The 20,055-nt window shown below is 69.1% G+C and carries 18 protein-coding genes; 6 read left to right on the top strand and 12 right to left on the bottom strand.

Going from position 1 to position 20,055, the window contains the following annotated elements:
• Positions 1–3: 3 nt before the first annotated feature.
• The 7 genes from JWP60_RS15845 to lgt form a co-directional block, all read right to left on the bottom strand.
• Positions 4–402: a hypothetical protein gene (locus JWP60_RS15845; RefSeq protein WP_299793311.1), complete on the bottom strand. Its 399-nt coding sequence runs from the start codon at positions 400–402 to the stop codon at positions 4–6.
• Positions 403–563: 161 nt separating this feature from the next.
• Positions 564–2,090, bottom strand: a complete 1,527-nt coding sequence (locus tag JWP60_RS15840; RefSeq protein WP_299793308.1) for a malonyl-CoA synthase — start codon at positions 2,088–2,090, stop codon at positions 564–566.
• 17 nt (positions 2,091–2,107) lie between these two features.
• Positions 2,108–2,887, bottom strand: a complete 780-nt coding sequence (locus JWP60_RS15835) for an enoyl-CoA hydratase-related protein (protein ID WP_299793305.1) — start codon at positions 2,885–2,887, stop codon at positions 2,108–2,110.
• Between the two features lie 4 nt (positions 2,888–2,891).
• Positions 2,892–3,884: a tripartite tricarboxylate transporter substrate binding protein gene (locus tag JWP60_RS15830; protein ID WP_299793501.1), complete on the bottom strand. Its 993-nt coding sequence runs from the start codon at positions 3,882–3,884 to the stop codon at positions 2,892–2,894.
• Positions 3,885–3,920: 36 nt separating this feature from the next.
• Positions 3,921–5,237, bottom strand: a complete 1,317-nt coding sequence (locus JWP60_RS15825; RefSeq protein ID WP_299793499.1) for a malonyl-CoA decarboxylase — start codon at positions 5,235–5,237, stop codon at positions 3,921–3,923.
• 142 nt (positions 5,238–5,379) lie between these two features.
• Positions 5,380–6,042 carry a GntR family transcriptional regulator gene (locus tag JWP60_RS15820; RefSeq protein ID WP_299793302.1) on the bottom strand — a complete coding sequence of 221 codons (663 nt, stop codon included), beginning with the start codon at positions 6,040–6,042 and terminating at the stop codon, positions 5,380–5,382.
• A 132-nt stretch (positions 6,043–6,174) separates the two neighbouring features.
• The gene (gene lgt, locus JWP60_RS15815) at positions 6,175–7,026 is read right to left on the bottom strand and encodes a prolipoprotein diacylglyceryl transferase (RefSeq protein WP_299793299.1); all 852 of its coding nucleotides are present in this window, start codon (positions 7,024–7,026) and stop codon (positions 6,175–6,177) included.
• 306 nt (positions 7,027–7,332) lie between these two features.
• Between lgt and JWP60_RS15810 the strand changes: the two genes are divergently transcribed.
• The 6 genes from JWP60_RS15810 to JWP60_RS15785 all read left to right on the top strand — a co-directional run bounded on the left by JWP60_RS15810 (position 7,333) and on the right by JWP60_RS15785 (position 14,958).
• Positions 7,333–8,988, top strand: a complete 1,656-nt coding sequence (locus JWP60_RS15810; protein ID WP_299793296.1) for a cobalamin-dependent protein — start codon at positions 7,333–7,335, stop codon at positions 8,986–8,988.
• 181 nt (positions 8,989–9,169) lie between these two features.
• Complete coding sequence (locus JWP60_RS15805; RefSeq protein ID WP_299793293.1) at positions 9,170–10,426, top strand: pyridoxal phosphate-dependent aminotransferase family protein; 1,257 nt, start codon at positions 9,170–9,172, stop codon at positions 10,424–10,426.
• On the top strand, positions 10,423–11,445 hold the full coding sequence (locus JWP60_RS15800; RefSeq protein ID WP_299793290.1) for a fatty acid desaturase: 1,023 nt from the start codon (positions 10,423–10,425) through the stop codon (positions 11,443–11,445). Before JWP60_RS15805 ends, JWP60_RS15800 begins: the two co-directional genes overlap by 4 nt.
• A complete protein-coding gene (locus JWP60_RS15795) occupies positions 11,432–12,220 on the top strand; it encodes an SDR family NAD(P)-dependent oxidoreductase (protein ID WP_299793287.1) in 789 nt (262 codons plus the stop codon). The genes JWP60_RS15800 and JWP60_RS15795 overlap by 14 nt, the downstream gene beginning before the upstream one ends.
• Positions 12,210–12,848, top strand: coding sequence for a sterol desaturase family protein (locus JWP60_RS15790; RefSeq protein WP_299793284.1), 639 nt, complete (start codon positions 12,210–12,212; stop codon positions 12,846–12,848). The genes JWP60_RS15795 and JWP60_RS15790 overlap by 11 nt, the downstream gene beginning before the upstream one ends.
• 7 nt (positions 12,849–12,855) lie before the next feature.
• The gene (locus JWP60_RS15785; protein ID WP_299793281.1) at positions 12,856–14,958 is read left to right on the top strand and encodes a sulfatase-like hydrolase/transferase; all 2,103 of its coding nucleotides are present in this window, start codon (positions 12,856–12,858) and stop codon (positions 14,956–14,958) included.
• Between the two features lie 30 nt (positions 14,959–14,988).
• Here JWP60_RS15785 and JWP60_RS15780 read toward each other — a convergent pair whose 3' ends face one another.
• The 5 genes from JWP60_RS15780 to JWP60_RS15760 all read right to left on the bottom strand — a co-directional run bounded on the left by JWP60_RS15780 (position 14,989) and on the right by JWP60_RS15760 (position 20,046).
• Entirely contained in the window at positions 14,989–16,122 is a 1,134-nt protein-coding gene (locus JWP60_RS15780) for a GNAT family N-acetyltransferase (protein WP_299793278.1), read from the bottom strand.
• A gap of 8 nt (positions 16,123–16,130) precedes the next feature.
• Positions 16,131–17,183: an HlyD family efflux transporter periplasmic adaptor subunit gene (locus tag JWP60_RS15775; protein WP_299793275.1), complete on the bottom strand. Its 1,053-nt coding sequence runs from the start codon at positions 17,181–17,183 to the stop codon at positions 16,131–16,133.
• On the bottom strand, positions 17,176–17,913 hold the full coding sequence (locus tag JWP60_RS15770; RefSeq protein WP_299793272.1) for an ABC transporter ATP-binding protein: 738 nt from the start codon (positions 17,911–17,913) through the stop codon (positions 17,176–17,178). Before JWP60_RS15770 ends, JWP60_RS15775 begins: the two co-directional genes overlap by 8 nt.
• Positions 17,910–19,034 (bottom strand): ABC transporter permease, encoded by a 1,125-nt coding sequence (locus JWP60_RS15765; RefSeq protein ID WP_299793269.1) that lies wholly within the window; start codon positions 19,032–19,034, stop codon positions 17,910–17,912. The genes JWP60_RS15770 and JWP60_RS15765 overlap by 4 nt, the downstream gene beginning before the upstream one ends.
• A gap of 112 nt (positions 19,035–19,146) precedes the next feature.
• Positions 19,147–20,046 carry a LysR family transcriptional regulator gene (locus JWP60_RS15760; protein ID WP_299793266.1) on the bottom strand — a complete coding sequence of 300 codons (900 nt, stop codon included), beginning with the start codon at positions 20,044–20,046 and terminating at the stop codon, positions 19,147–19,149.
• Positions 20,047–20,055: the final 9 nt, after the last annotated feature.

Here is a 20,055-nt window from a genome sequence, read left to right as displayed (position 1 = left end):
CGTTCAGCGTGCGAGGTCGCTGGCCGGCGGCAGACCCCGTGCCCCGAGCTGTCGCGCGAGGTAGCGCAGCGCGCGCTTGCGCAGGGCGGCCACGCAATCGCTGTGGTGCTCGCGCACGGTGCCGACCTCGGCCCGCGCAGCCTCCTGGTTGCCGTACTGCACGCGCCAGAGGAAGTGGACCAGTTCCGAATGGGCGATCAGCAGTTCCACCCACTGCACCCGCAGCTCGGGCAGTGTCGCGCAGTACATGCGGATGGTCTCTACCTGAGCGCTCGCTTCGTGATAACGCTCCAGGTCCGGCCAGCCGGCCACCATGGCTGTGGCGGCCTGGTCGTAATTTTCCAGTGCAGTGACCAGTTGGAAAGCGATGGCGTCGCGCGCCTGGCCTTGAGTTGCGGACATGGTGAAGGAAGGGGCGGCTGGCCAGTTTAAGGAGTCGCGAGCGGCTGGACCAGTAGGTTCGGCGCTCGTTAAGCCATTCCCCCAAGGCGCGCGCGAGCGCAGTCCGGTGCAATGTACCAAGCCCTAGTACTAATTTCCTTCGCCCGCGGCCGTAGGCTGCCTCAGGCGTAGAGCGTCCGGTGCTGTTCCCGCAACAGGTTCTTCTGCACCTTGCCCATCGTGTTGCGGGGCAGCTCAGGCACGACGAAGCAGCGCTTGGGAATCTTGAAGTTCGCCAGCTGCGACTTCAGCGTGGCGATCAGTTCCTCGGGGTTCACCTGCGCACCCGGCTTGGCAATCACGACCGCCACGCCCACTTCGCCGAAGTCCGGATGCGGCACGCCGACGACCGCACTCTCGGCCACGCCGGGCATCTCGTTGATGTAGCCCTCGATCTCGGCCGGGTACACGTTGTAGCCGCCGCTGATGATCAGGTCCTTGCTGCGGCCGACGATGGTGACGTAGCCGCGCCCGTCGATCTTGCCGACGTCGCCGGTCTTGAACCAGCCATCCTCGGTGAACTCCTCTTTGGTCTTCTCGGGCATGCGCCAGTAGCCCTTGAACACGTTGGGGCCGCGCACCTGGATCGCGCCGATCTCGCCGGCGCCCGCCTCCTCGCCTGCCTCGTCACGCACGCGCAGGCCGACCCCGGGCAGCGGGAAGCCCACCGTGCCGCCGCGACGCTCGCCGTCCTGCTCCGCGTAAGGGTTCGAGGTCAGCATGATCGTCTCGCTCATGCCGTAGCGCTCGAGGATGGTGTGGCCGGTGCGCTCGGACCATTCGTTGAAGGTCTCCAGCAGCAGCGGCGCCGAGCCGGAGATGAACAGGCGCATGTTGCGGCACACCACCTTGTTCAGGCGCGATTCGGCCAGCATGCGCACGTAGAGCGTGGGCACGCCCATGAACACCGTCGCATCGAGGAAGCGATCGATGACCCGCCTGGGATCGAACTTCGCGAACCAGAGGATCTTGCTGCCATTGAGCAGGGCCCCGTGCAGTGCCACGAACAGGCCGTGCACGTGGAAGATCGGCAGGGCGTGAATGAGGACGTCGCCCTCCTTCCATCCCCAGTACGTCTTGAGCACTTCGGCGTTGGACAGCAGGTTGCCGTGCGTGAGCATCGCGCCCTTGCTGCGGCCCGTGGTGCCGGAGGTGTAGAGGATGGCGGCGAGGTCGTCGTCGCTGCGGGCGACCGGCTCCTGCCGGTCCGACTGCTTTGCCGCGCGCTCCAGCAGCGAGCCGGTGCGGTCGTCGCCCAGCGTGAACACGTGCTGCGTGCCGGCCTGGAAAGCGATCTTGCTCACCCAGCCGAAGTTGGCCGGGCTGCACACCACCACCGCGGGCTCGGCGTTGCCGACGAAGTATTCGATCTCCGCCTTCTGGTAGGCGGTGTTCAGCGGCAGGAAGGCATAGCCCGCGCGCAGCGTGGCGAGGTACAGCATCGCCGCCTCGACCGACTTCTCGACCTGCACCGCGATGCGCGCGCCCTCCTCGATGCCGAGCGACTGCAGCAGGTTGGCGATCATCGCCGTGCCGCGCTCGAGGTCGCTCCAGCTGTAGGCGAGGCCGTTGTCGGTCTCGATGGCGGTGGTGTCGAGGTCCGAGGGGAAAGCGGCGCGCAGCGCCGCGAAGAGATTGCGGTTGTCCATGTCCGTCCGAATGCGTCCTAGAAGCGGGGAGATCTTTTTTCGAGGAAGGCCGAGATGCCTTCGCGGTGTTCCGCGCTGGTGGCGTAATCGTACGCGCGCGCCATGAAGTCCTCGGGCAGCGGTGCCTGGGCGGCACGGCCGGCCATCCGGCGCAGCGTGCGCTTGTTCATGCGGGCGGCCTGCGGTGCGAGCTGCGCCACGCGTTCGGCCGTGGCGCGCACTTCGCCCAGCAGGTCTTCGTTGGGGACCACGCGCTGCACGAAGCCGCGCGCCTTCATCTCGCGCGCATCGAGCTGCCCGCCTTCGAGCAGCAGCTCGCGCAAGGTGGCTTCGCCAGCAACCGCGGCCAGCAGTTGCGCCTCGCGCGGCGCCAGCGGGAAACCGAGCCGGCCGATCGGCGCGCCGAAGCGCGTGGACACGCCGGCAATGCGCAGGTCGCAGCAGCAGGCAATCTCCAGTCCCGCTCCCATGCAGGCGCCGGCCAGCTCCGCGACCATGGGCACCTCGCAGGCCAGCATGGCCGCCAGGCCGCCCCACACTTCCTCTTCATGGAAGCGGCGCAGCGTCTCGGGGTGGAAGCGGAACTGCGGGTATTCGGCGATGTCGCCGCCGGCGCAGAAGCCGCCGTTCTCGCCGCCGACGATCACGCAGCGCAGGTCGGGCGCCCCCTGGATCTGGACGAATATCTCGCGCAGCTCGCGCCACATCGCGCGCGAGATGGCATCGATCCCGGCGGGGTGCGACAGCGTCACGCGGGCGATGGGCCCCTGCAGCGCCAGCCGCACCGGTGCTGCCATCGCTTCAATCCAGCCGCACGTTGGCGGCCTTCGCGACCACCGCCCAGCGCTTGATCTCGCCGTCGATGAAGGAGGCGAATTGCGGTTGCGTCAGGTTGGGGAAGTCCGCGCCGTTCTGCTCCCAGATGTCCTTGAGTTCGGGCGTGGCCATCGCCTTGCGCACTTCGTCGGCCACGCGCGTCTGCACCTCGGCCGACGTGCCGCGCGGCGCCCAGATGCCGTACCAGCTGGTGACGTTGTAATCGGGCAGCCCGACCTCGCGGGCGCAGGGCACGTCGGGGAACGCGGCGTTGCGCTGCCTGCCCGCCATCATCAGCGCGCGGATGCGGCCGCCCTTGATGTGGGGGGCCGAGCCGCCCAGGCCGTCGAACATGAGGTCGCAGTTGCCGGCGACCAGGTCCTGCAGCGCGGGGCCCGCGCCGCGGTAGGGAATGTGCGTGATGAAGGTCCCCGTCTGCATCTTGAACAGCTCGCCGGCCAGGTGATGCGAGGTGCCGTTGCCGGCCGACCCGTAATTGAACTTGCCGGGGTTGGCCTTCAGCAGCTTCACGAGCTCGCTGAAGTTCTTGGCCGGGATCCGCTGCGGATTGACCACGACCACCTGCGGCACGCTGGCGACCAGCGTGATGGGGATGAGGTCCCGCTGCAGGTCGTAGTCGAGGCGCGGATAGATCGAAGGGGCAATGGTGTGGTGCACCGCGCCCATGAACAGGTTGTAGCCGTCGGGTGCGGCGTGCGAGGCGATCGATGCACCGACCGTGCCGCCGGCGCCGCCGCGGTTGTCGATCACCAGCTGCTTGCCGGTCTGCTTGTTGAACTGCGCTGCCAGCGGCCGCGCGAAGGCATCGGTGCCCCCACCCGGCGGGAAGGGAACGATCATCATGACGTTCCTGGCGGGCCAGGCCTGCTGTGCGCGGGCCAAGGGAATGGCGCCGGCCGCCGCTGCCCAGGCGGCCACGCGCAGGACCTCGCGCCGGGTTGCACGGCTCGAATGCATCATGGTGTCTCCTCTAGCTGGCAGCTGGCCAGACCGCTAACGGTACAGGTCCTCGATGGCCCCGGCCATCGGGATTTCTCCTTGCGACAGCATCGTGCGGTGCTTGTCGAGCCGCTTGGGATCGTACAGGTAATTCACCATGAGGCCGAACGATTGCTTCAGGCCCTTGGAGGAGGGATCGCCGGCCCAGTTGATGCGCTCGACGCGCGCACCGTTGCCCAGGTGGAAGCGCGCCACCGGATCGGCCGGCTTGCCTTCGTGCATCTCCTTGCCCAGGTAGCGGGCCGCCCAGGACAGCAGCTCCTGCCGCTCGGGCGACTTCGGGGCCAGCTCCAGCGGCTTTTCCCAGGCCGCGAGCTTCTCGGCAGGTAGCTGCTTGGTGAGCCAGCCGCGAAAGCCGGGGATGGGCGACAGCGTGGCAAAGGTCTTGAGCTTCGGGAATTCGTCCTTCAGCGTCTCGACCACCCGCTTGATCAGCGAGTCGCCGAAGCTCACCCCGCGCAGGCCGGTCTGGCAGTTGCTGATCGAATAGAAGATCGCGGTGGTCGCCTTGGTCAGGTCGGCGACCGCCGCGGCCTCGTCGAGCAGCGGCGTGATGCAGTCGGAGATGCTGTCGGTGAGCGCCACCTCGACGAAGATCAGCGGCTCGCCATCCAGGCGCGGGTGGAAGAAGCCGTAGCAGCGGCGATCGCTGTCGAGGCGGTTCTTCAGGTCGGACCAGCCGCGGATGTCGTGCACCGCCTCGTACTTGATCAACTTCTCCAGCAGCGAGGCCGGCGAATCCCAGGACAGGCGCCGCAGCTCGAGGAAGGCGACGTCGAACCAGGTGGAGAACAGCGTCTCGAGTTCGGCGTCGAGCGGCAGCAGGCGCTTGTCGGACTTCAGGTGCGGCAGCAGTTCGGCGCGCAGGTCCACCAGGAAGCGCATGCCTTCGGGGAAGGCGGCAAAGCGTTGCAGCAGGCGCATGCGCGGCGACACCAGGGCGCGGCGCAGGCGGATCTCCGCCCCGCCCTCTTCGGGCGTGCCTTGCACGGCCTCGTAATGTTCGCGCGCGGTCTTGATCTTCTTCGGGTCGGGACCGAACTGCTCGCTCACCAGCAGCCAGGCGTCGCGCCGCTCTTCGGCGCCCGCCCCGGCATACCACTGCGCGAAGGCGCGGGCGCGGCGGCTGCCCTCGACCTCGCTGGCGCGCTGGTCGACGATCGCCTGCATCTCGGCGAGGGTGCGTCGCAGCACGCGGGGCGACAGCGCCTCCTGGCCGCGGCGCAGCGTGGCCTGCAAGCGCTCGCGCGTCGTGCGGGAAGCATGGGCGATGGTGGGGACAGTCCCCGCTTTCGCGGGTTCGGCCGCAATCCTGGGGCGATCCTCGGGCGCGCCGCCGCCGCCCGCCTTTTCGAACGAGGGGCGCCAGAGAGAGGCACCGCGGGTAATCCAGTCGGTTGGGCTCACGATGACGCCGCCTTTGCAGAAGTCTTGTGGAAAAAGGATGCAACGCTCATGCCAACCTCGGCCGTTGCCTGGCCAGCTCGCGCAGGGCGCCGCGCTGGCGGGTGAGGTGGGTGCGCATGGCGGCTTCGGCGCCCTCGCCGTCGCGCGCCTTCAGGGCGGCGAACACGGCCAGGTGCTCCGACAGGCTTTGTTCCAGCCGGCCCGGCGCATGCAATTGCTGCAGCCGCGCGAGCCTGACGATCTTGCGCAGGTCACCGATCACGCTGGCCAGCCAGCGATTGCCGGCCAGCGCGATGATCGCCTCGTGAATCGCGTAGTTGGTCTCGTAGTACTCGTTGATCCGCTTGGCCTTGGCATGGCGCGCGAGCTTCTGGTGCAGGTCTTCGAGCGCGGCCAGGTCGGCATCGGTGGCGTGCTGCGCCGCCTCGAAGGCGCAGCGGCCTTCGAGCAGCGCGATGACGGGGAAGATCTCGTCGAGGTCCTGGTCGGTCACTTCGTTGACGAAGCAGCCGCGGCGCGGCTCGTGCCGCACCAGGCCCTCGGCCGTCAGCACCTTCAGGGCCTCGCGCAGCGGCGTGCGCGAGATCGCCAACTGCTGGGCGAGCTGCACCTCGTCGAGGAAGGTGCCGGGCGTGAGCTCGCCGGCAAAGATGCGCTCCCGCAGCTGCGCAGCGACTTCGTCGTGCAGGGAGTTGTGGACCAGGCGCATCGCGAACTGCCTCTCATGCCGTGTAATTACGCATAATTATGGCGGAGTGCGGGCCCGCGTGGGTCCGCGCCACCGTAAAGAATGCGATTGCGGCAACCGCGACAGTCTCGGTCGCGCCGCCCGGCGGCGGGGTCAGTCCGCCGCTGGCCGGCGGCTGGCCGGGGGACGGCCGGCGCTGTTCGTGCGGGTTTCCGCCCAGACCCACAGCAGCACGCCGGCCAGGATCATCGGAATGCACAGCCACTGCCCCATGCTCATGTGCAGGGCAAGGATGCCGAGGAAGGCGTCCGGCTCCCGGAAGTACTCGGCGGTGAAGCGCACCGCGCCATAGCCGACCAGGAAGGCCGCGGAGACCTGCGCCTCCTTGCGCTCCTTGCGGGCATAGAGCCACAGCACGATGAAGAGCAGCACCCCTTCGAGCAGGAACTCGTACAGCTGCGACGGATGGCGCGGGATGCCGCTGCCGCTTTGCGGGAACACCATGGCCCACGGCAGGTTTGGATCGGCCGGGCGGCCCCAGAGTTCGCCGTTGATGAAGTTGCCGAGGCGCACGGCCCCGAGGCCGGGGGGCACGCAGGGGGCGATGAAGTCCATCAGCCGCCAGAACGGCTTGTGGTGGGTGCGCGCGTACCAGACCTGCGACAGGATCACGCCGATCAGCCCGCCGTGGAAACTCATGCCGCCCTGCCAGACGAAGAGCATCTCGAGCGGATGGGTGAGATAGAACTCCGGCTTGTAGAACAGGCAGTAGCCCAGGCGTCCCCCGATCACCGTGCCGAGGACGCCCATGAACAGCATGTCCTCGATGTCCTTGCGGCTCAAGGCGCCGGGGCCCTGGAGCGAGCGGAAGGGCTCGTGCTTGAGTCGCTGGTTGGCCAGCAGCATGAACAGGCCGAACGCCAGCAGGTAGGTCAGGCCATACCAGTGGATGGCAATGGGGCCGAGCTGCAGCGCGACGGGATCGATCTTGGGGTGAACGAGCATGGGGGCGTATTGTGGCGCAGCGGCTAGCCGGCGGGTGTGCTGCACCTGCTGCCCCCTCCCCTCCGCGCCAGCACGCTGGATTCGCTGCGCCGGGCCACTCCGGTGGACCGCCACACAAGAAGCAGGTGACGTCCCTCACCGGGAATTCGCAGGTTCTCTCGTATCGTTTCCCTGCCCGTGCTGCCTGCGGGCACCGGGCTCGACCCCGGATCCGTCCGCAACACAAGCAAGAACAAGGACAACACCGCTGGCCAATTGACAGGAGCGAATCGATGTACCCGCAAGTGCAGCAGAACGCTTCGGCGCATGGCCAGCCGGATCAGCGCGCGCCGCGCGCAGGGCCGCCCCATGCGTAAGCTCAAGGTCGCAGTGATCGATCTGATCGGCAACGGGGAGAACCGCTCCCTCTACGGCTACGTCATGTTCGCGAACTCGGCGAGCATCATGCCCCAGGTGGTCGCGACCCTCTGCGAAAGCGAAGGACACGCGGTCAACTTCATCGTGTACACGGGCCGGGAGGACCTGGCCCGCGAGGTCGGTACCGAGGCCGACGTCGTCTTCATCAGCGCCTTCACCACCGCGGCCGCGCTCGCCTACGCGATCAGCGCGTGGTGCCGCTCCAACGGCGCCATCACGATCCTCGGCGGGCCACACGCGCGCAGCTACCCGGAGGACGCCTGCCGCTACTTCGACTACGTCTTCGGCTTCACCGACCGCGAGACGCTGGTCGACGTGCTGCGCGCCAACGAGCGGCAGCGCCCGCTGGGACGCTACGTCACGGCGCCGGGCCAGCCGCAGTCGCTGCCGGGCGTGCGCGAGCGCTGGAAGTTCGTCGAGAAGACCCTGCAGAAAGCCCCCTGGATCAAGGTGGTGCCGATGATAGGCAGCATGGGGTGCCCGTATTCGTGCAGCTTCTGCATCGACGCCAACGTGCCCTACCAGACGCTGCCGTTCGACGTCATCGAGGAGGATCTGCGCTTCCTCCTGACCAAGTTCGCCAAGCCGCTGGTCGCCTGGCACGACCCGAACTTCGGCATCAAGTTCGATCAGTACATGGGCCTGATCGAGCGCGCCGCGCCGCGCGGGGCCATCAACTTCATCGCCGAGACCAGCCTCTCCATCCTGACCGAGCCGCACCTGCGGCGCATGCGCGACAACGGCATCGTGGCGCTGCTGCCCGGCATCGAGTCCTGGTACGACCTGGGCGGCAAATCCCGGGTCGGGCGGACCACGGGGACGGAGAAGCTGGAGAGGATCTCCGAGCACGTCAACCTCATCCAGAGCTACGTCCCCTACCTGCAGACCAACTTCGTGATCGGCATGGACAACGACCAGGGGGCCGAGCCGTTCGAGCTCACGAAGCGCTTCGTCGATCTGTGCCCGGCGGCGTTTCCCGGTTATTCGCTGCTCACCTCCTACGGCAGCGCCGCGCCGCTCAACCTGGAGTACCAGGAGGCGGGGCGGATCCTGCCTTTCCCCTTCCCGCTGCTGAACAACAACTTGGCGATGAACGTGCGGCCCAGGCACTACGGCTGGGTGGAGTTCTACGACCGGCTGATCGACGTCGTCGGGCATACGTTCTCGCCCCGGGCGATCTACCGGCGGTTCGCCAGCGCGACGCAGCGCGAGACCCGCTGGTTGAACCTGGTACGCGGCCTCTCCCAGGAAGGGCGCGGCCGGCTGCGGCATCACCGCCGGGTACGCGAGCTGCTTGTTTCGGATCGCGCGTTCCGCGACTACTTCGAAGGCGAGTCGACGGTCTTGCCGCAGTTCTATGTCGACCTGATCAAGCGTTCGCTCGGCTCCTGGTACGAGCGGCTGCCCGAGGGCGCCCTCTGGCACGATCATCTCGCCTACTCGAAGCGGGAACGCACGGAAGCACGCGGCGAGCTCGTACCGAAGATCCCGGCGGTGATCCAGGCTCCGATCCTCTGGCGAGACGCCCGAGGGGTGGCGCCATGAGCGGGGCGGACTACGCCGACGGCCGCGCCGATCTGCCGCTGCTGCGCGGCGCCGCGTACCCGATGCCCGGGCCGCAGCGGCGCGATCGCTCCGGTCGAGCCGGCGTAAGCAGCATGGACAGAATCGCACCAGCAAACGTTCCAGGGGGTTTCACATGTCGCGCTTGAGTTCCTTGAAAAGGATGCTCCACATTCAAAGCTTGCCGTTCCAGGACCGGATCACGGAGGCGAGCGCACTGATCGCGACCCTGTATCGCGGCTCCGGCGATATCCATCGTCGCGAGTTCGCCGTCGACGGCCCGTGCCGGGGAAGCGTCTCGAACGCCGACGTCAGGAACGGTACCGAGCAGGTCGTCATGTTCGGCTCGAACGACTACCTGGGACTGTCCCAGCTTGCGGAGGTGAAGCAGGCGGCGCTTCGCGCCGTCGAGCAATTCGGCACCAGCTTTTCCGGCTCGCCGGTGATGAACGGGCTGAACCCGCTGCACACCGAGCTCGAGCGCAAGCTCGCCGCCTTGAAGAACACGCAGACCTCGGTGCTCCTGCCAAGCGGGTTCGCCGCGAACCTCGCCTGGGTCCGGGCCCTGGTGGCGGAGCACGACTACGTGGTGGCCGACCAGTACGGCCATACGAGCTTCCGCGAGGCGGCGCGCGCGCTGCCCAAGGCCCGGCGCCGGTTCTTCGCGCACAACTCGATCCCCGACCTGGAGCGCCACCTCTCGGAGATCCGCAGCGACCACGCGGGCACCATCTTCGTGTTCGTCGAAGGCCTGTACTCCATGCACGGAGACCTGCCTCCGCTCCCCGGCATCCTCGAAACCTGCGAGCGCTACGGTGCCCTGCCGGTGGTCGACGACGCCCACGGCACCGGCACGCTGGGGCCGACCGGGCGCGGGGTGTTCGAGCATTTCGGCATCCGCGAAGTGCCGTTCATCGTCGTCGGCACCCTGAGCAAGGCGCTCGGTGCCGTCGGCGGCTTCGTCGCGTGCAAGAAAGACGTGGCGCTCGCGATCCGCGCCAACGCGAGCTCGTACATCTTTTCCGCGTCCCTGCCGCCGGCGACCGTGGCGGCCGCCAGCGCGGCGGTCGACGCGCTCGCCAACCACCCGGAGCGGCTCGAGCGGCTGCGGCGCAACATCCGCCACGCTGCCAACCGGCTGCATGCGCTCGGCGTGCCCAAGGACTGGCAGAGCCCGATCTTCCCGCTCGAGGTCCCGGCGAACAGCGACGTGACGGCGCTCGTCACCAGCGTCGGCCAGGGCGGCTTCTTCGTCAACGGCGTGAGCTTCCCCGCGGTGCCGCTGGAGGACCAGCGCGTGAGGGTCAGCATCTCGAGCGAGCACACCACGGCGCAGATCGACGCGCTCGCGGATCTGCTGGAGCGGGTGATGGCGTCCGGCACCCCGGAACTGGACGTGCAGGAAGCGAGGCTCGCATGATGAAGACCGCCGATCCGCCGGGCGACCGCCCCCAGGAGGAGGCGCTCGAACGGGCACGGAGGCAAGTGCAACTGGGCTCCGCGCTCCTGTTCGCGGGCTCCGTGCTCCTCTATTGCACGGCGCTCGCCAACCACGACAACCTGCTCGGCGCCGCCGCGCTGCTCCTGCTTCCGTTCGCCGTGATCGGGCTGGCGATGCACGCGGGCCACAACGCCGTCCACGGCGCGTTCGCGCAAGGGACGCGCGCCAACGACGTCGGGCTGTACGCGATCGACTGGACGGGCGTCAACGGCCGGCTCTGGCAGCTGCGGCATCTGGAGCACCACAAGTACCCGAACAACCCGCAGTTCGATCCCGACCTCGACGGCGGCGGGGTGCTCGATCTCGGTCCGTCCCGCACCAGCCCGCTGCGAGGCTTCGCGCAGGCGTGCTATTGCCTGCTCGCGTATGCGCTGGTCGTGTTCAAGCTCCACGTCAACGACGATCTGCGGTTCATCGTCGGCGGCCGCGTGGGCTCGAAGGATCTGACGGGGCGGCAGCGGGCCGGCCTGGCCCTGCGCTCGGTGATTGGCAAGACCGTGTTCGTCGCCTGGGCGCTGGTCCTGCCGCTCGCCCTGCTGCCGACGGGCCTGGCGCTGGCCGCGTTCGCCTACAACTACGCGGCGATGGGCCTGATCCTTTCCCTCATCTTCCAGGTCGCGCATTGCAATACCCGGGTCGAGCACGAGACGCCGCTGCCCGTCCGGGGCGGTGACTTCTTCCGGATCCAGACCTGCGCGACCGCAAACTTCCGCGTGAAGTCGAAACTCGTGTCCTGGTATCTCGCCGGCCTGAATCTGCAGGTGGAGCACCACATCCATCCCTCGGTCCCGCATCCGCTGCTGCGCAACAAGCGCGAAGAGATCAGGCAGGCCTGCGACGGCAAGCAAGGCAGGTACATCGAGTACGCGAGCTACCTCGAGGCCTTCCGGGACCACCTGAAGTTCCTGTACAAGGGTGCCGCGCGTGCCGCCCGATAGCCCACCGCGGCGTCGCTCCATCTGCATCACCGGCGCGAGCCGCGGGATCGGGCGCGCGCTCGCGCTGCGCCTGGCCGGCCCGGACGCCTACCTGATGCTGTTCGCGCGGGATGCCGAACGCCTCGATGCGGTCGCCTCGGCGTGCCGGCAACGCGGCGCGGAGGTGCTCGTGAGCGCCACCGACGTCACCGATTTCGCTGCCTTCTCGGCGGCGATGCGCAGCGCATGCCGCGACCGGGGGATCGACCTGGCGATCGTCAACGCCGGCGTGAGCAAGGGCATCTTCGAGCCGCTCTTTCCCATCGACGCGTCGATCGACATCGTCAGGACGAATCTTCTGGGAGCCATGCACACGATCTCCGTCGTCGCGCGCGAGATGACCGAGCGCGGCGCCGGGCATCTCGCGGTCATCCTTTCGCTTTCCGCCTTCCTGTTCAGCCCGGGCTCCCACGGCTACTGCGCGAGCAAGGCGGGCCTGCGCGCCTTCGCGAAATCCCTGCGCGACCCGCTCGACGAGTGCGGCGTCCGGCTGACCGAGGTGTATCCAGGCATCGTGCGGACGGCCATGTACGAGCGGATGGGCCTGCGCTCGCCTTTTTCGATCTCCGCCGAACGTGCCGCCGAGCTCATCGAACAAGCGATCGAGCGCAGGCGCAGGACGGTCTACGTGCCCTTGCGTCACGTGCTCCTGCTCCGCCTGGCCAAGGCCCTGGTGCCGACGAGCCTGGTGCGCAGGACCCTGATGCGATCAGGAGCCGAAGTCTATGCAGAATGATCTCAAGAGCGCCCCGGGACGGCCGCGGCGCGGACCGGCGCAGCGCCTGACGCTCTTCCAGAACCCGATCCTCGAGTTCTGCACCTACTCGCACCCCTTGGCGGCGATCACCTTGTGGCTGCCGCTCGGCCTCGTCTGCTTTGGCTGGCCCGAGATTTCGGGGTCGGCACAGGGGATCGTCGCGCGGCTGCTCCTGGCGCTTGCCGGCGTGGCCGTCTGGGGCCTGGCGGAGTACTCCATCCATCGCTGGATCTTTCATTTCCCCGCCAAACGGGAGTATTCGCGCCGGTTCGTCTTCGTGATCCACGGCTGCCACCACGTCGATCCGCAGGATGCGCGCAGGAACATGATGCCGCTGACTGCGTCGATCCCGATCGGCCTCGCGGTGTTCTGCACCGCGTGGTGGCTGCTCGGCTTCACGCCGGCGACCCAGTTCTTCGGCGCGTTCGCGCTCGCTTATCTCGCCTACGACGTCACCCACTTCGCGCTGCATCAGCTGACGTTTTCCAACCCGCTGTTCCGGGCCCTGCAGGAACGCCACCGCACCCACCACTTCAGGAACGCGCGCAGCAACTACGCGACGCTCTCCACGTGGGTCGATCACGTCTTCGGCACCGCGTCGAGGTAAGGACATCGTGGGCGGGCCGCAAGCTCTCGCGTCGGTCGCGTGCGGCGCCCTGCTGCTCTGGGCGGTGCTGGGCTGCGCGAGCGCCATCGTCGCGCTCGTGCTGCCCGACCCGAGAAGCGAGCGCCGCCGTGCGCCGGTGCGCGTCCAGCTCGCCGGCTATCTCCTCGAGCTGTGCCTGCTGCTGCCGTATTCGCTGGCCGTGTCCGCCATCGCATCGCTGCCGCTGCTGGTCGCGGGCGGGAGCGGCCTGGCGGCCGCGCTCGCCTGGGCTGCGCAGGCGGCGAACGCCTTCCTGTTCTACACCCTCGCGACGAGCTGGGGCTTCCTGCGGGCGACGGGCCATTTCCTCGACCGCGACGGGCTCGTCTTCTCGCTGCGGAATTTCCGCATGGGGCTGCTCCAGGAGGCGGAGTCGGCGCCTGCCGTGGTGCCGCTGCTCGTCGTCGTGCTGCTCGCGGCGCTGATAGTGCCGCCGCTTGCCTTCCGGGGCCTGGTCGACGCGCTCGCGCCTTCGGCCGTCCGCTACGCGCAAAGCGCGGTCGTGGCCGGCCTCGCGCTCTCTGCGCTGGTCGCGCTGGCTACGTTCGCGCTGGCACGGCTTGCCTTGGCGGAGAACGAGCCGGTGACCTCGCCGAGATTCGGGTCCCAGGTGCCCCGGCAAAAATTCGTCGCCGCGTTCCTGCGCAACCAGGCAGGCGCGCTCTCCACGCTGCTGTTCGGCGGGCCGGCGGGGGGGCACTCGTCCGGGACGACGCCGGAGGCGGCACGGCCTCGCACGCCAGCGCAGGCTTCGAGGGCGCCCGGGCGTCCGGCGGGCGGCGAAACGCCGAGGACGCGCTTCATCGTCATCGTGATCGAGTCGCTCCGGGCCGACGTCGTCACCGACGCGGCGCGCGCCCGGGCCATCCCGGCCATCGCGGCGATCGCCCGGGAGGCTGTGAATTTCCCCGCCCACTATTCCAACGCGAGCCACTCGGATTACGCGGACGTCTGCCTGTTCGACGGCAGCTATCCGGAATTGAAGGGCCGGCGCGGCCGCGCACCGCGCACTGCGGGGCGTGCCCCGCGGCACGGGCCGCTGGTCTACGACGAACTCGCGCGCGCGGGATTCCGCTGCGCGTTCTTCTCCTCGCAGGACGAGACCTGGGGCGGCATGCACGAACGCCTGCGCTCGCCGGCGCTCGCCCCCTATCTCCACGCCGGGCCCGGCGGGGGCGACGCCGCGCACGCGAACCCGGCGCTGCGCGAACGGCTGGCGCGGGGCCGGCACGGCGGCAAGTTCGACGACGCCGACACCGTCGCCGCCGCCATCGACTGGCTGGAGCAGAACCGGGACCGCAAGACTTTCCTGGCGATGAACCTGCAGTCGACGCACGTGCCGTTCTTCGTGCCCGAGGGATTCTCGCGCGACCCCCGGCGCGCCGTCCCGTCGCCACCCAGCCTGCGCTTCGCGCGCTACGCCGCCCGGGACACGGCCGATGTGTGGACGCGGTATCTGTCCAGCCTGGGCTACATCGATCTCCAGATCGCCCGGCTGCTGGACGCCTTGCGGGCCTCGGGGACGTATTCGGAGACCGCGATCCTGATCACCGGCGACACCGGACAGGCGTTCTACGAGCATGGCTTCTGCTGCCACGGAGCCAGCCTCTTCAACGAGGTAATCCATGTGCCCATGATCGTGCACGGCGCCGGACGCGCCGCGCCGCGCCCGCCCATCGTCACGCAGCATGTCGACATCGCGCCGACGATCCTGGATCTCGCCGGCCTCACCATTCCCGAGGGCTACGCCGGCCGCTCGATGTTCGACGCGCGTGTCGGGGAGCCCGCGCGCGTCGCCTACTCGGTGTGCGAGACGCCGCTCGCGCACGAAGTGGCCGCGATGACGGCCGGCTGGAAGACCTTGCTGGACCGCCGGCTCGGCGAGTATTTTCTCTACGACCTGGCGTCGGACCCCGCCGAATCGTCGGACTGCAAGAGCGATCATCCCGAGCGCCTGCGCGAAGGCATCGCCCGCATCGAGGAATTCCTGCGCGGTCCGCAGTGCAGCGCGGGCGCGGAACACGCGCCCCCGGGGCTTTCTCCCTCTCCCTCCGGGAGAGGGTTGGGGTGAGGGCAGCGGCTCTCCAGAAGGTAGGGAGTCTCAATCTCCCTGCCGCGCAGTCTCCTGGAGCGTCTTCGAGTAGATCCACCATCGGCGCCGGGGTGCGGCGCCGATCCGCTTGATCGTGTTCACCATGCGGTGGTTGTCGGCGAGCACCCAGGAGATATCGCATCTGCGGATCCCGCGCCGGTAGCCTTCGCGCCAGAGGTCCGCGATCAGTGCTCCGTCGATGCCGCGCCGCCGGTGCTCGGGCAGCACCCCGATCAGCGGCAGCCGCGCCGAATCGGTCCGGGAAAGCCGGTACATCGCCAGCGGCGCGCGGATCGGGCCGAGCCGGCCGTTCAGCGTCTTCAGCGCCTCGACCCCGTCGGGAATGGCCAGGGCGATGCCGACGGGCTGGTCCTTGTAGTAGGCGAAGGCGACCAGCTCTTTCCTGAGCAGCGGCCGCATGTGTTGCGCGAGGTACTCGCGTTGCCCGTCGGTGAACTCGACCTCGCCCCAGTTGGCGTTGATCGCGCCCCAGTGGACCTCGAAGAATCTCTTCAGCTCGCCGGAGAACGAGCGGAAATCCGGGTGCCGGATCTCTATCCCGGACCGGCGCGCCAGTTGCTCGGCCCTGAGCAGCCCTTCGGGAAGCTCTTCGCTCACCGCGATCTCGAAAGCGAGCAGCTCCTTGCAGCGCACGAACGCGGCCGCCGCGAAGAAGTCGCGGTACCAGGGAGGATTGAAGCTCGTGAGCAGGGTGGCCCGCGCGTCGAATCCCTCCTCGAGGATGCCGGGGTAGTCGTACAGCGTCGGGCTGAACGGCCCCAGCAGCCTGGAGCGCCCGCGCGAGCGCGCGTACGTCGTGACGCTCTCGAGCAGCGCCGCCGCCGCTTCGGCGTCGGGGCGGCAGGCGAAGTAGCCGAAGCAGCCCACGCCCTGCTCGAAGCCGGCGACGAGATACGGTCCCTCGAGGTAAGCGATGCGGCCGACGACCCGTCGTCCCCGCATCGCCATGAACAGCCGCACGTGCCCACCCGCGAGGAAGGGGTTGCGGGCGGGGTCGATCTGGTCCAGCTCCTCGGAGATCATGGGCGGCGTCCAGTTGGCCTCGTCTCCGAGGAGCTCCCACGCCGCTTCGACGAACTCGCGCCGGTCCCGCTTGCGCGCGACGTCGCGCTCGGCGATCACGACGCTGTCTACCTCTGTGAGTACGATGGTTGAATCCATGCTTCGAGTCGGAAGTTGACGGGCGGGACGCCGCCGCCGGCGAGCGGCTTGTAGTCGCTCCACGCCGGACGGATCATGCTGTCAGCACGGATGCGCGCGTCGTCCGCTCCGATCGTGCGCTTCTCCACCTGCGGCGCGATGCGCGAGACCCTGCCTTCGCCGATGCGGATCCTGCTGCCCGGCAGCACGAAGGCGATGGGCTGGCCGAGCTCCACGCGGTCGGCGAGCGAGTCCTCGATCTCCACGCGCACTTCGACGCGCTTGGGGTCGACGATCTTGAACAGCGTCGGGGAGGTGACGTTCGTACCGATGATGTCGCCGGGATTGATACTGCGCGCCATGATGATCCCGCCGATGGGCGCGGCGATGCGGGTGCGCGAGAGCGCCACCTTGCTCTGGTTCAGCACGGCGACGGCGGCAGCGAGCTGCTCGCGTGCCGCGCGCACTTCCGCCGGGCGGCCGCCGGCGTCGCCCGCCTTCATGCGCATCCGGGCCTCGCGCGCCCGGGCCTGCGCCGTGGCCGCCGCGCGCTCGGCCTCGATGACGGACTGCGGGCTGACGAAGCCCTGGTCGGAGAGCTGGCGCTGTCGCTGCAGGCGATCCGCGGCCAGGTCCGACTCGCTGCCCGCCGCCTCCGCGGCCGCCGCCAGCGCCTCGCGATCCTCGGGACGGGTGCCTTCCGCCGCGAGCGCGAGCCGCTCGGCGGCGGCCCTGGCGTCGGCCTCGCGCTGCTGCAGCGTCGCCCGGGGCAGATCGTTCTCGATCTCGGCGAGCAGCTGGTTGATCTCGACGCGGTCGCCGGGCTGCACCAGGACCCTCAGGACCTTGCCTTCGGCGAGCGGGCGCACTTCGATGATGCCGTCGATCGGCACGATCTGCGCCTGCGCAACGACCCGCTGCTCGCGCTCGTCCGCCTTTTCTGCGCGCGCAGGCTCTCCGCGGCCCGAGGGAGCTTCCCACCACGCCAGCGCGGCGGCGAACCCGATCCCGGCGGCGAGCGCGAACGCCGCCGTTCTACGCATGGTCGCGCTCCAGCGCCTGCCCGGATTGCGTCACGGGAGAGTCCGCCACGATGCGGCCGTCGTCGATCTCGATGATCCGGTCGGCGAACCGGCGCAGGCGCAGGTCGTGGGTGACCAGCAGCACGCCACGCGCTTCGCTCACCTGGTCGCGCAGCAGCTGCACGATCGCGTACCCGGTGTTCTTGTCGAGCGCGCCGGTCGGCTCGTCGCCCACGATCAGCGTCGGCTCGCCGGCGAGCGCCCGGGCGATCGCCACGCGCTGCCGTTGGCCGCCGGAAAGTTCGCCCGGGCGATGGCGCAGACGGTCGCCGAGGCCAACCCGCGTCAGGATGTCGGTCGCCCGCGCGTGCGCCTCGTGCCTGGGGGCGCCCTTCATCACCGACACCTCGGCCACGTTATCGAGCGCGCTCAGCGCCGGGAACAGGTTGTAGGTCTGGAAGATGAAGCCCACGTGCCGGCGCCGGACCTCGGCGGAGACCTTGTCGGAGTGGCGCGTGATGGTCACGCCGCACAGCTCGACGTCGCCGCTCGTGGGCCGCATCAGCCCGGAGAGGATGTAGAGCAGCGTCGTCTTGCCCGAGCCCGACGGCCCCATGAGCAGCGCGAGCTCGCCGGTGCGCACCTCGATCGAGACGTCGTGGAGCGCGTCGGCGTCGATCGCCCCGGAGTGGAAGCTCTTGGAGACCTCGTGCGCGCGCACGAGGACGGATTGCGGCGGTGCGGCGCTCATCGCAATACCTTTGCCGTCTCGACCTTGAGGACGACGCGCAAGCTCGTGACGCTGGCGACCATGCACATCGCGAGCGTGGCGGCGGCGCCGAGCGCCACCGTTTGAAGCGAGAGCACGACCGGCAGACTCGCCCGCACGAGCACGCGCTGGAGCGCGAGCGCCAGGGCGAAGCCGGCCGCGCCGCCGATCGCGCCGAGCACGGTCACCTGCCACAGCACGAAGCCCGCCAGCTCGCCGGGCCGCGCGCCCAGCGCCTTCAGCGTGGCCAGCTCGATCAGGTGCTCCTTGGTCATCGAGTAGAGCGTCTGGCCGACGATGACGCCGCCGACGATCAGGCCGAGCACGGCGGTGAATGCGAGCACCATGCCGACGCCCGAGCGGCTCACCCAGTGCGCCTCGGTGGTCTCCATCCACTGCGAGGTGGGCAGGAGCCGCACGTCCGGCTGCCGCTTCATCCAGGCGATCACCTCACCGGCGCAGGCCGGCGCCGCCAAGTCGACCGCGTAGTACATCGCCTGGCTCTCGCCGAGATCCAGCAGCCTGCGCGCGTTGGTCATGGAGGTGAAGAAATAGGGGTTCAGCGTGAACGCCCGGATGCCCTCGGTGACCGCCGCCACGACGACGCGCTTGCCCCGCACTTCGAAAGTGGAGCCGAGTGCCTTGGCCGGCAGCTCGAGCTTGTCGAGATCAGTGCGGTCGACGCTGATGCGCAGCGGCTGCTCGAGCCCGGCCGCGGTGCCGTCGATGACGGCCCAGGGCACTTCCCGTCCGCGCCGCGGATCGGCGGCGACCACGAGGGCGGTGGAGCGCGTGCCGCTCGGTTTCTGGATCACCACGAAGCCGTAGATCACCGCCCGCGCGTCGGCGACGCACGGATCCGAGAGCAGGAGATTGCGCGGGCCTGGCGACATGATCTGCGCGTTGTCTATGACGTCGATCCCGGTAGGCACCACCCACAAGTCGCCGCCGACGTGCTGGATGACCGTCGAGGAGTTGATCTGGAATCCGCGGTACAGCCCGATCTGCACGAACGCGAGGGCCGTGGCCAGGGCCACGCCCAGCAGCGAAGCGACCAGCTTGCCGCGATCGAACAGGAGGGACTGGATGGCGATCCGTCGCATGGGGTGCGGCACGGGAATTGCGCCTATCCACCAATGCCGCGATGAGAATAGCAGCGAGGGCTGCCGGTGCCTAGGCGAGCGCGCGGCACAGGCAATAAGTCACTCGGACGATTCAGCTGGCGACCACTTCGACGAACCGCTCCAGCACCGCCGACGACTCCCCCCACACCAGCGTCGTCTCGCACTCCGGCACGCTCGCCCCCTGCTTGCCGGCGAGCTGCCGGTACACCACCCCGCTGCGCTGGAATTCGCGCACGCTCGCCGGCACCCAGGCGATCCCGAGTCCCGCCGAGACCAGGTTGACGATGGTCTGCATCTGGATCGCCTCCTGCACGATGCGCGGCTCGCGGCCGGCCGCGTGGTACATGCCCAGGATCGCGTCGTGCAGCGAAGGCACGATGCGCCGCGGGAACAGCACCAGCGGCTGCGCCAGCACCGCCGCCAGCGACAGGCGCGGCGCCGCCGCCATCGGATGCGCCTCGGGCAGCGCGAGCACCAGCGGCTCGTGCGCCACGCGCCGGTGCGCGAGCCCCTGCGGCGCAAAGCCGGGCGAGTGCAGCATGAAGCCGGCGTCGATGTCGCCGCGTGCGAAGGCGTCGAGCTGCACGTCGCCGGTCGCCTCGATCAGTTCCATCTGCACCTGCGGATGACGCGCGCGAAAGGCCCGCAGCCAGTGCGGCAGCAACGCGAAGCCGACCGTGGAGACGAAGGCGACGCGCAGCCGCCCCAGTTCGCCGCCCGCCGCCGCCCGCGCCTGGGCCGGCAGCGCCTGCGCGCGCGCCAGCAGCTCGCGCGCCTGGGGCAGCAGGACCTCGCCGGCGGCCGTCAGGTGCACGCTGCGCTTCGTGCGCTCGAACAGGCGCGCGCCCAGCAGCCGCTCCAGCTGCGCGATGGCCTGCGTCAGCGGTGGCTGCGTCATGTGCAGCGAGCGCGCGGCGCGGCTGAAGTGCAGCTCCTCGGCCACGGCAATGAACTGGCGCCACAGGCGCAACTCGATGACGGGATCGCTCATATGCCAGAC

The organism is Ramlibacter sp. (genome assembly GCF_028291745.1).
Classification (GTDB): domain Bacteria; phylum Pseudomonadota; class Gammaproteobacteria; order Burkholderiales; family Burkholderiaceae_C; genus Ramlibacter.
This window is presented reverse-complemented; position numbering and strand designations above follow the sequence as displayed.

Coding starts and splice junctions, on each gene's coding strand:
- JWP60_RS15845 (WP_299793311.1), bottom strand. CDS start 402: ATGTCCGCAACTCAAGGCCAGGCGCGCGACGCCATCGCTTTCCAACTG.
- JWP60_RS15840 (WP_299793308.1), bottom strand. CDS start 2,090: ATGGACAACCGCAATCTCTTCGCGGCGCTGCGCGCCGCTTTCCCCTCG.
- JWP60_RS15835 (WP_299793305.1), bottom strand. CDS start 2,887: ATGGCAGCACCGGTGCGGCTGGCGCTGCAGGGGCCCATCGCCCGCGTG.
- JWP60_RS15830 (WP_299793501.1), bottom strand. CDS start 3,884: ATGCATTCGAGCCGTGCAACCCGGCGCGAGGTCCTGCGCGTGGCCGCC.
- JWP60_RS15820 (WP_299793302.1), bottom strand. CDS start 6,042: ATGCGCCTGGTCCACAACTCCCTGCACGACGAAGTCGCTGCGCAGCTG.
- lgt (WP_299793299.1), bottom strand. CDS start 7,026: ATGCTCGTTCACCCCAAGATCGATCCCGTCGCGCTGCAGCTCGGCCCC.
- JWP60_RS15810 (WP_299793296.1), top strand. CDS start 7,333: ATGGCCAGCCGGATCAGCGCGCGCCGCGCGCAGGGCCGCCCCATGCGT.
- JWP60_RS15805 (WP_299793293.1), top strand. CDS start 9,170: ATGCTCCACATTCAAAGCTTGCCGTTCCAGGACCGGATCACGGAGGCG.
- JWP60_RS15800 (WP_299793290.1), top strand. CDS start 10,423: ATGATGAAGACCGCCGATCCGCCGGGCGACCGCCCCCAGGAGGAGGCG.
- JWP60_RS15790 (WP_299793284.1), top strand. CDS start 12,210: ATGCAGAATGATCTCAAGAGCGCCCCGGGACGGCCGCGGCGCGGACCG.
- JWP60_RS15775 (WP_299793275.1), bottom strand. CDS start 17,183: ATGCGTAGAACGGCGGCGTTCGCGCTCGCCGCCGGGATCGGGTTCGCC.
- JWP60_RS15770 (WP_299793272.1), bottom strand. CDS start 17,913: ATGAGCGCCGCACCGCCGCAATCCGTCCTCGTGCGCGCGCACGAGGTC.
- JWP60_RS15765 (WP_299793269.1), bottom strand. CDS start 19,034: ATGCGACGGATCGCCATCCAGTCCCTCCTGTTCGATCGCGGCAAGCTG.
- JWP60_RS15760 (WP_299793266.1), bottom strand. CDS start 20,046: ATGAGCGATCCCGTCATCGAGTTGCGCCTGTGGCGCCAGTTCATTGCC.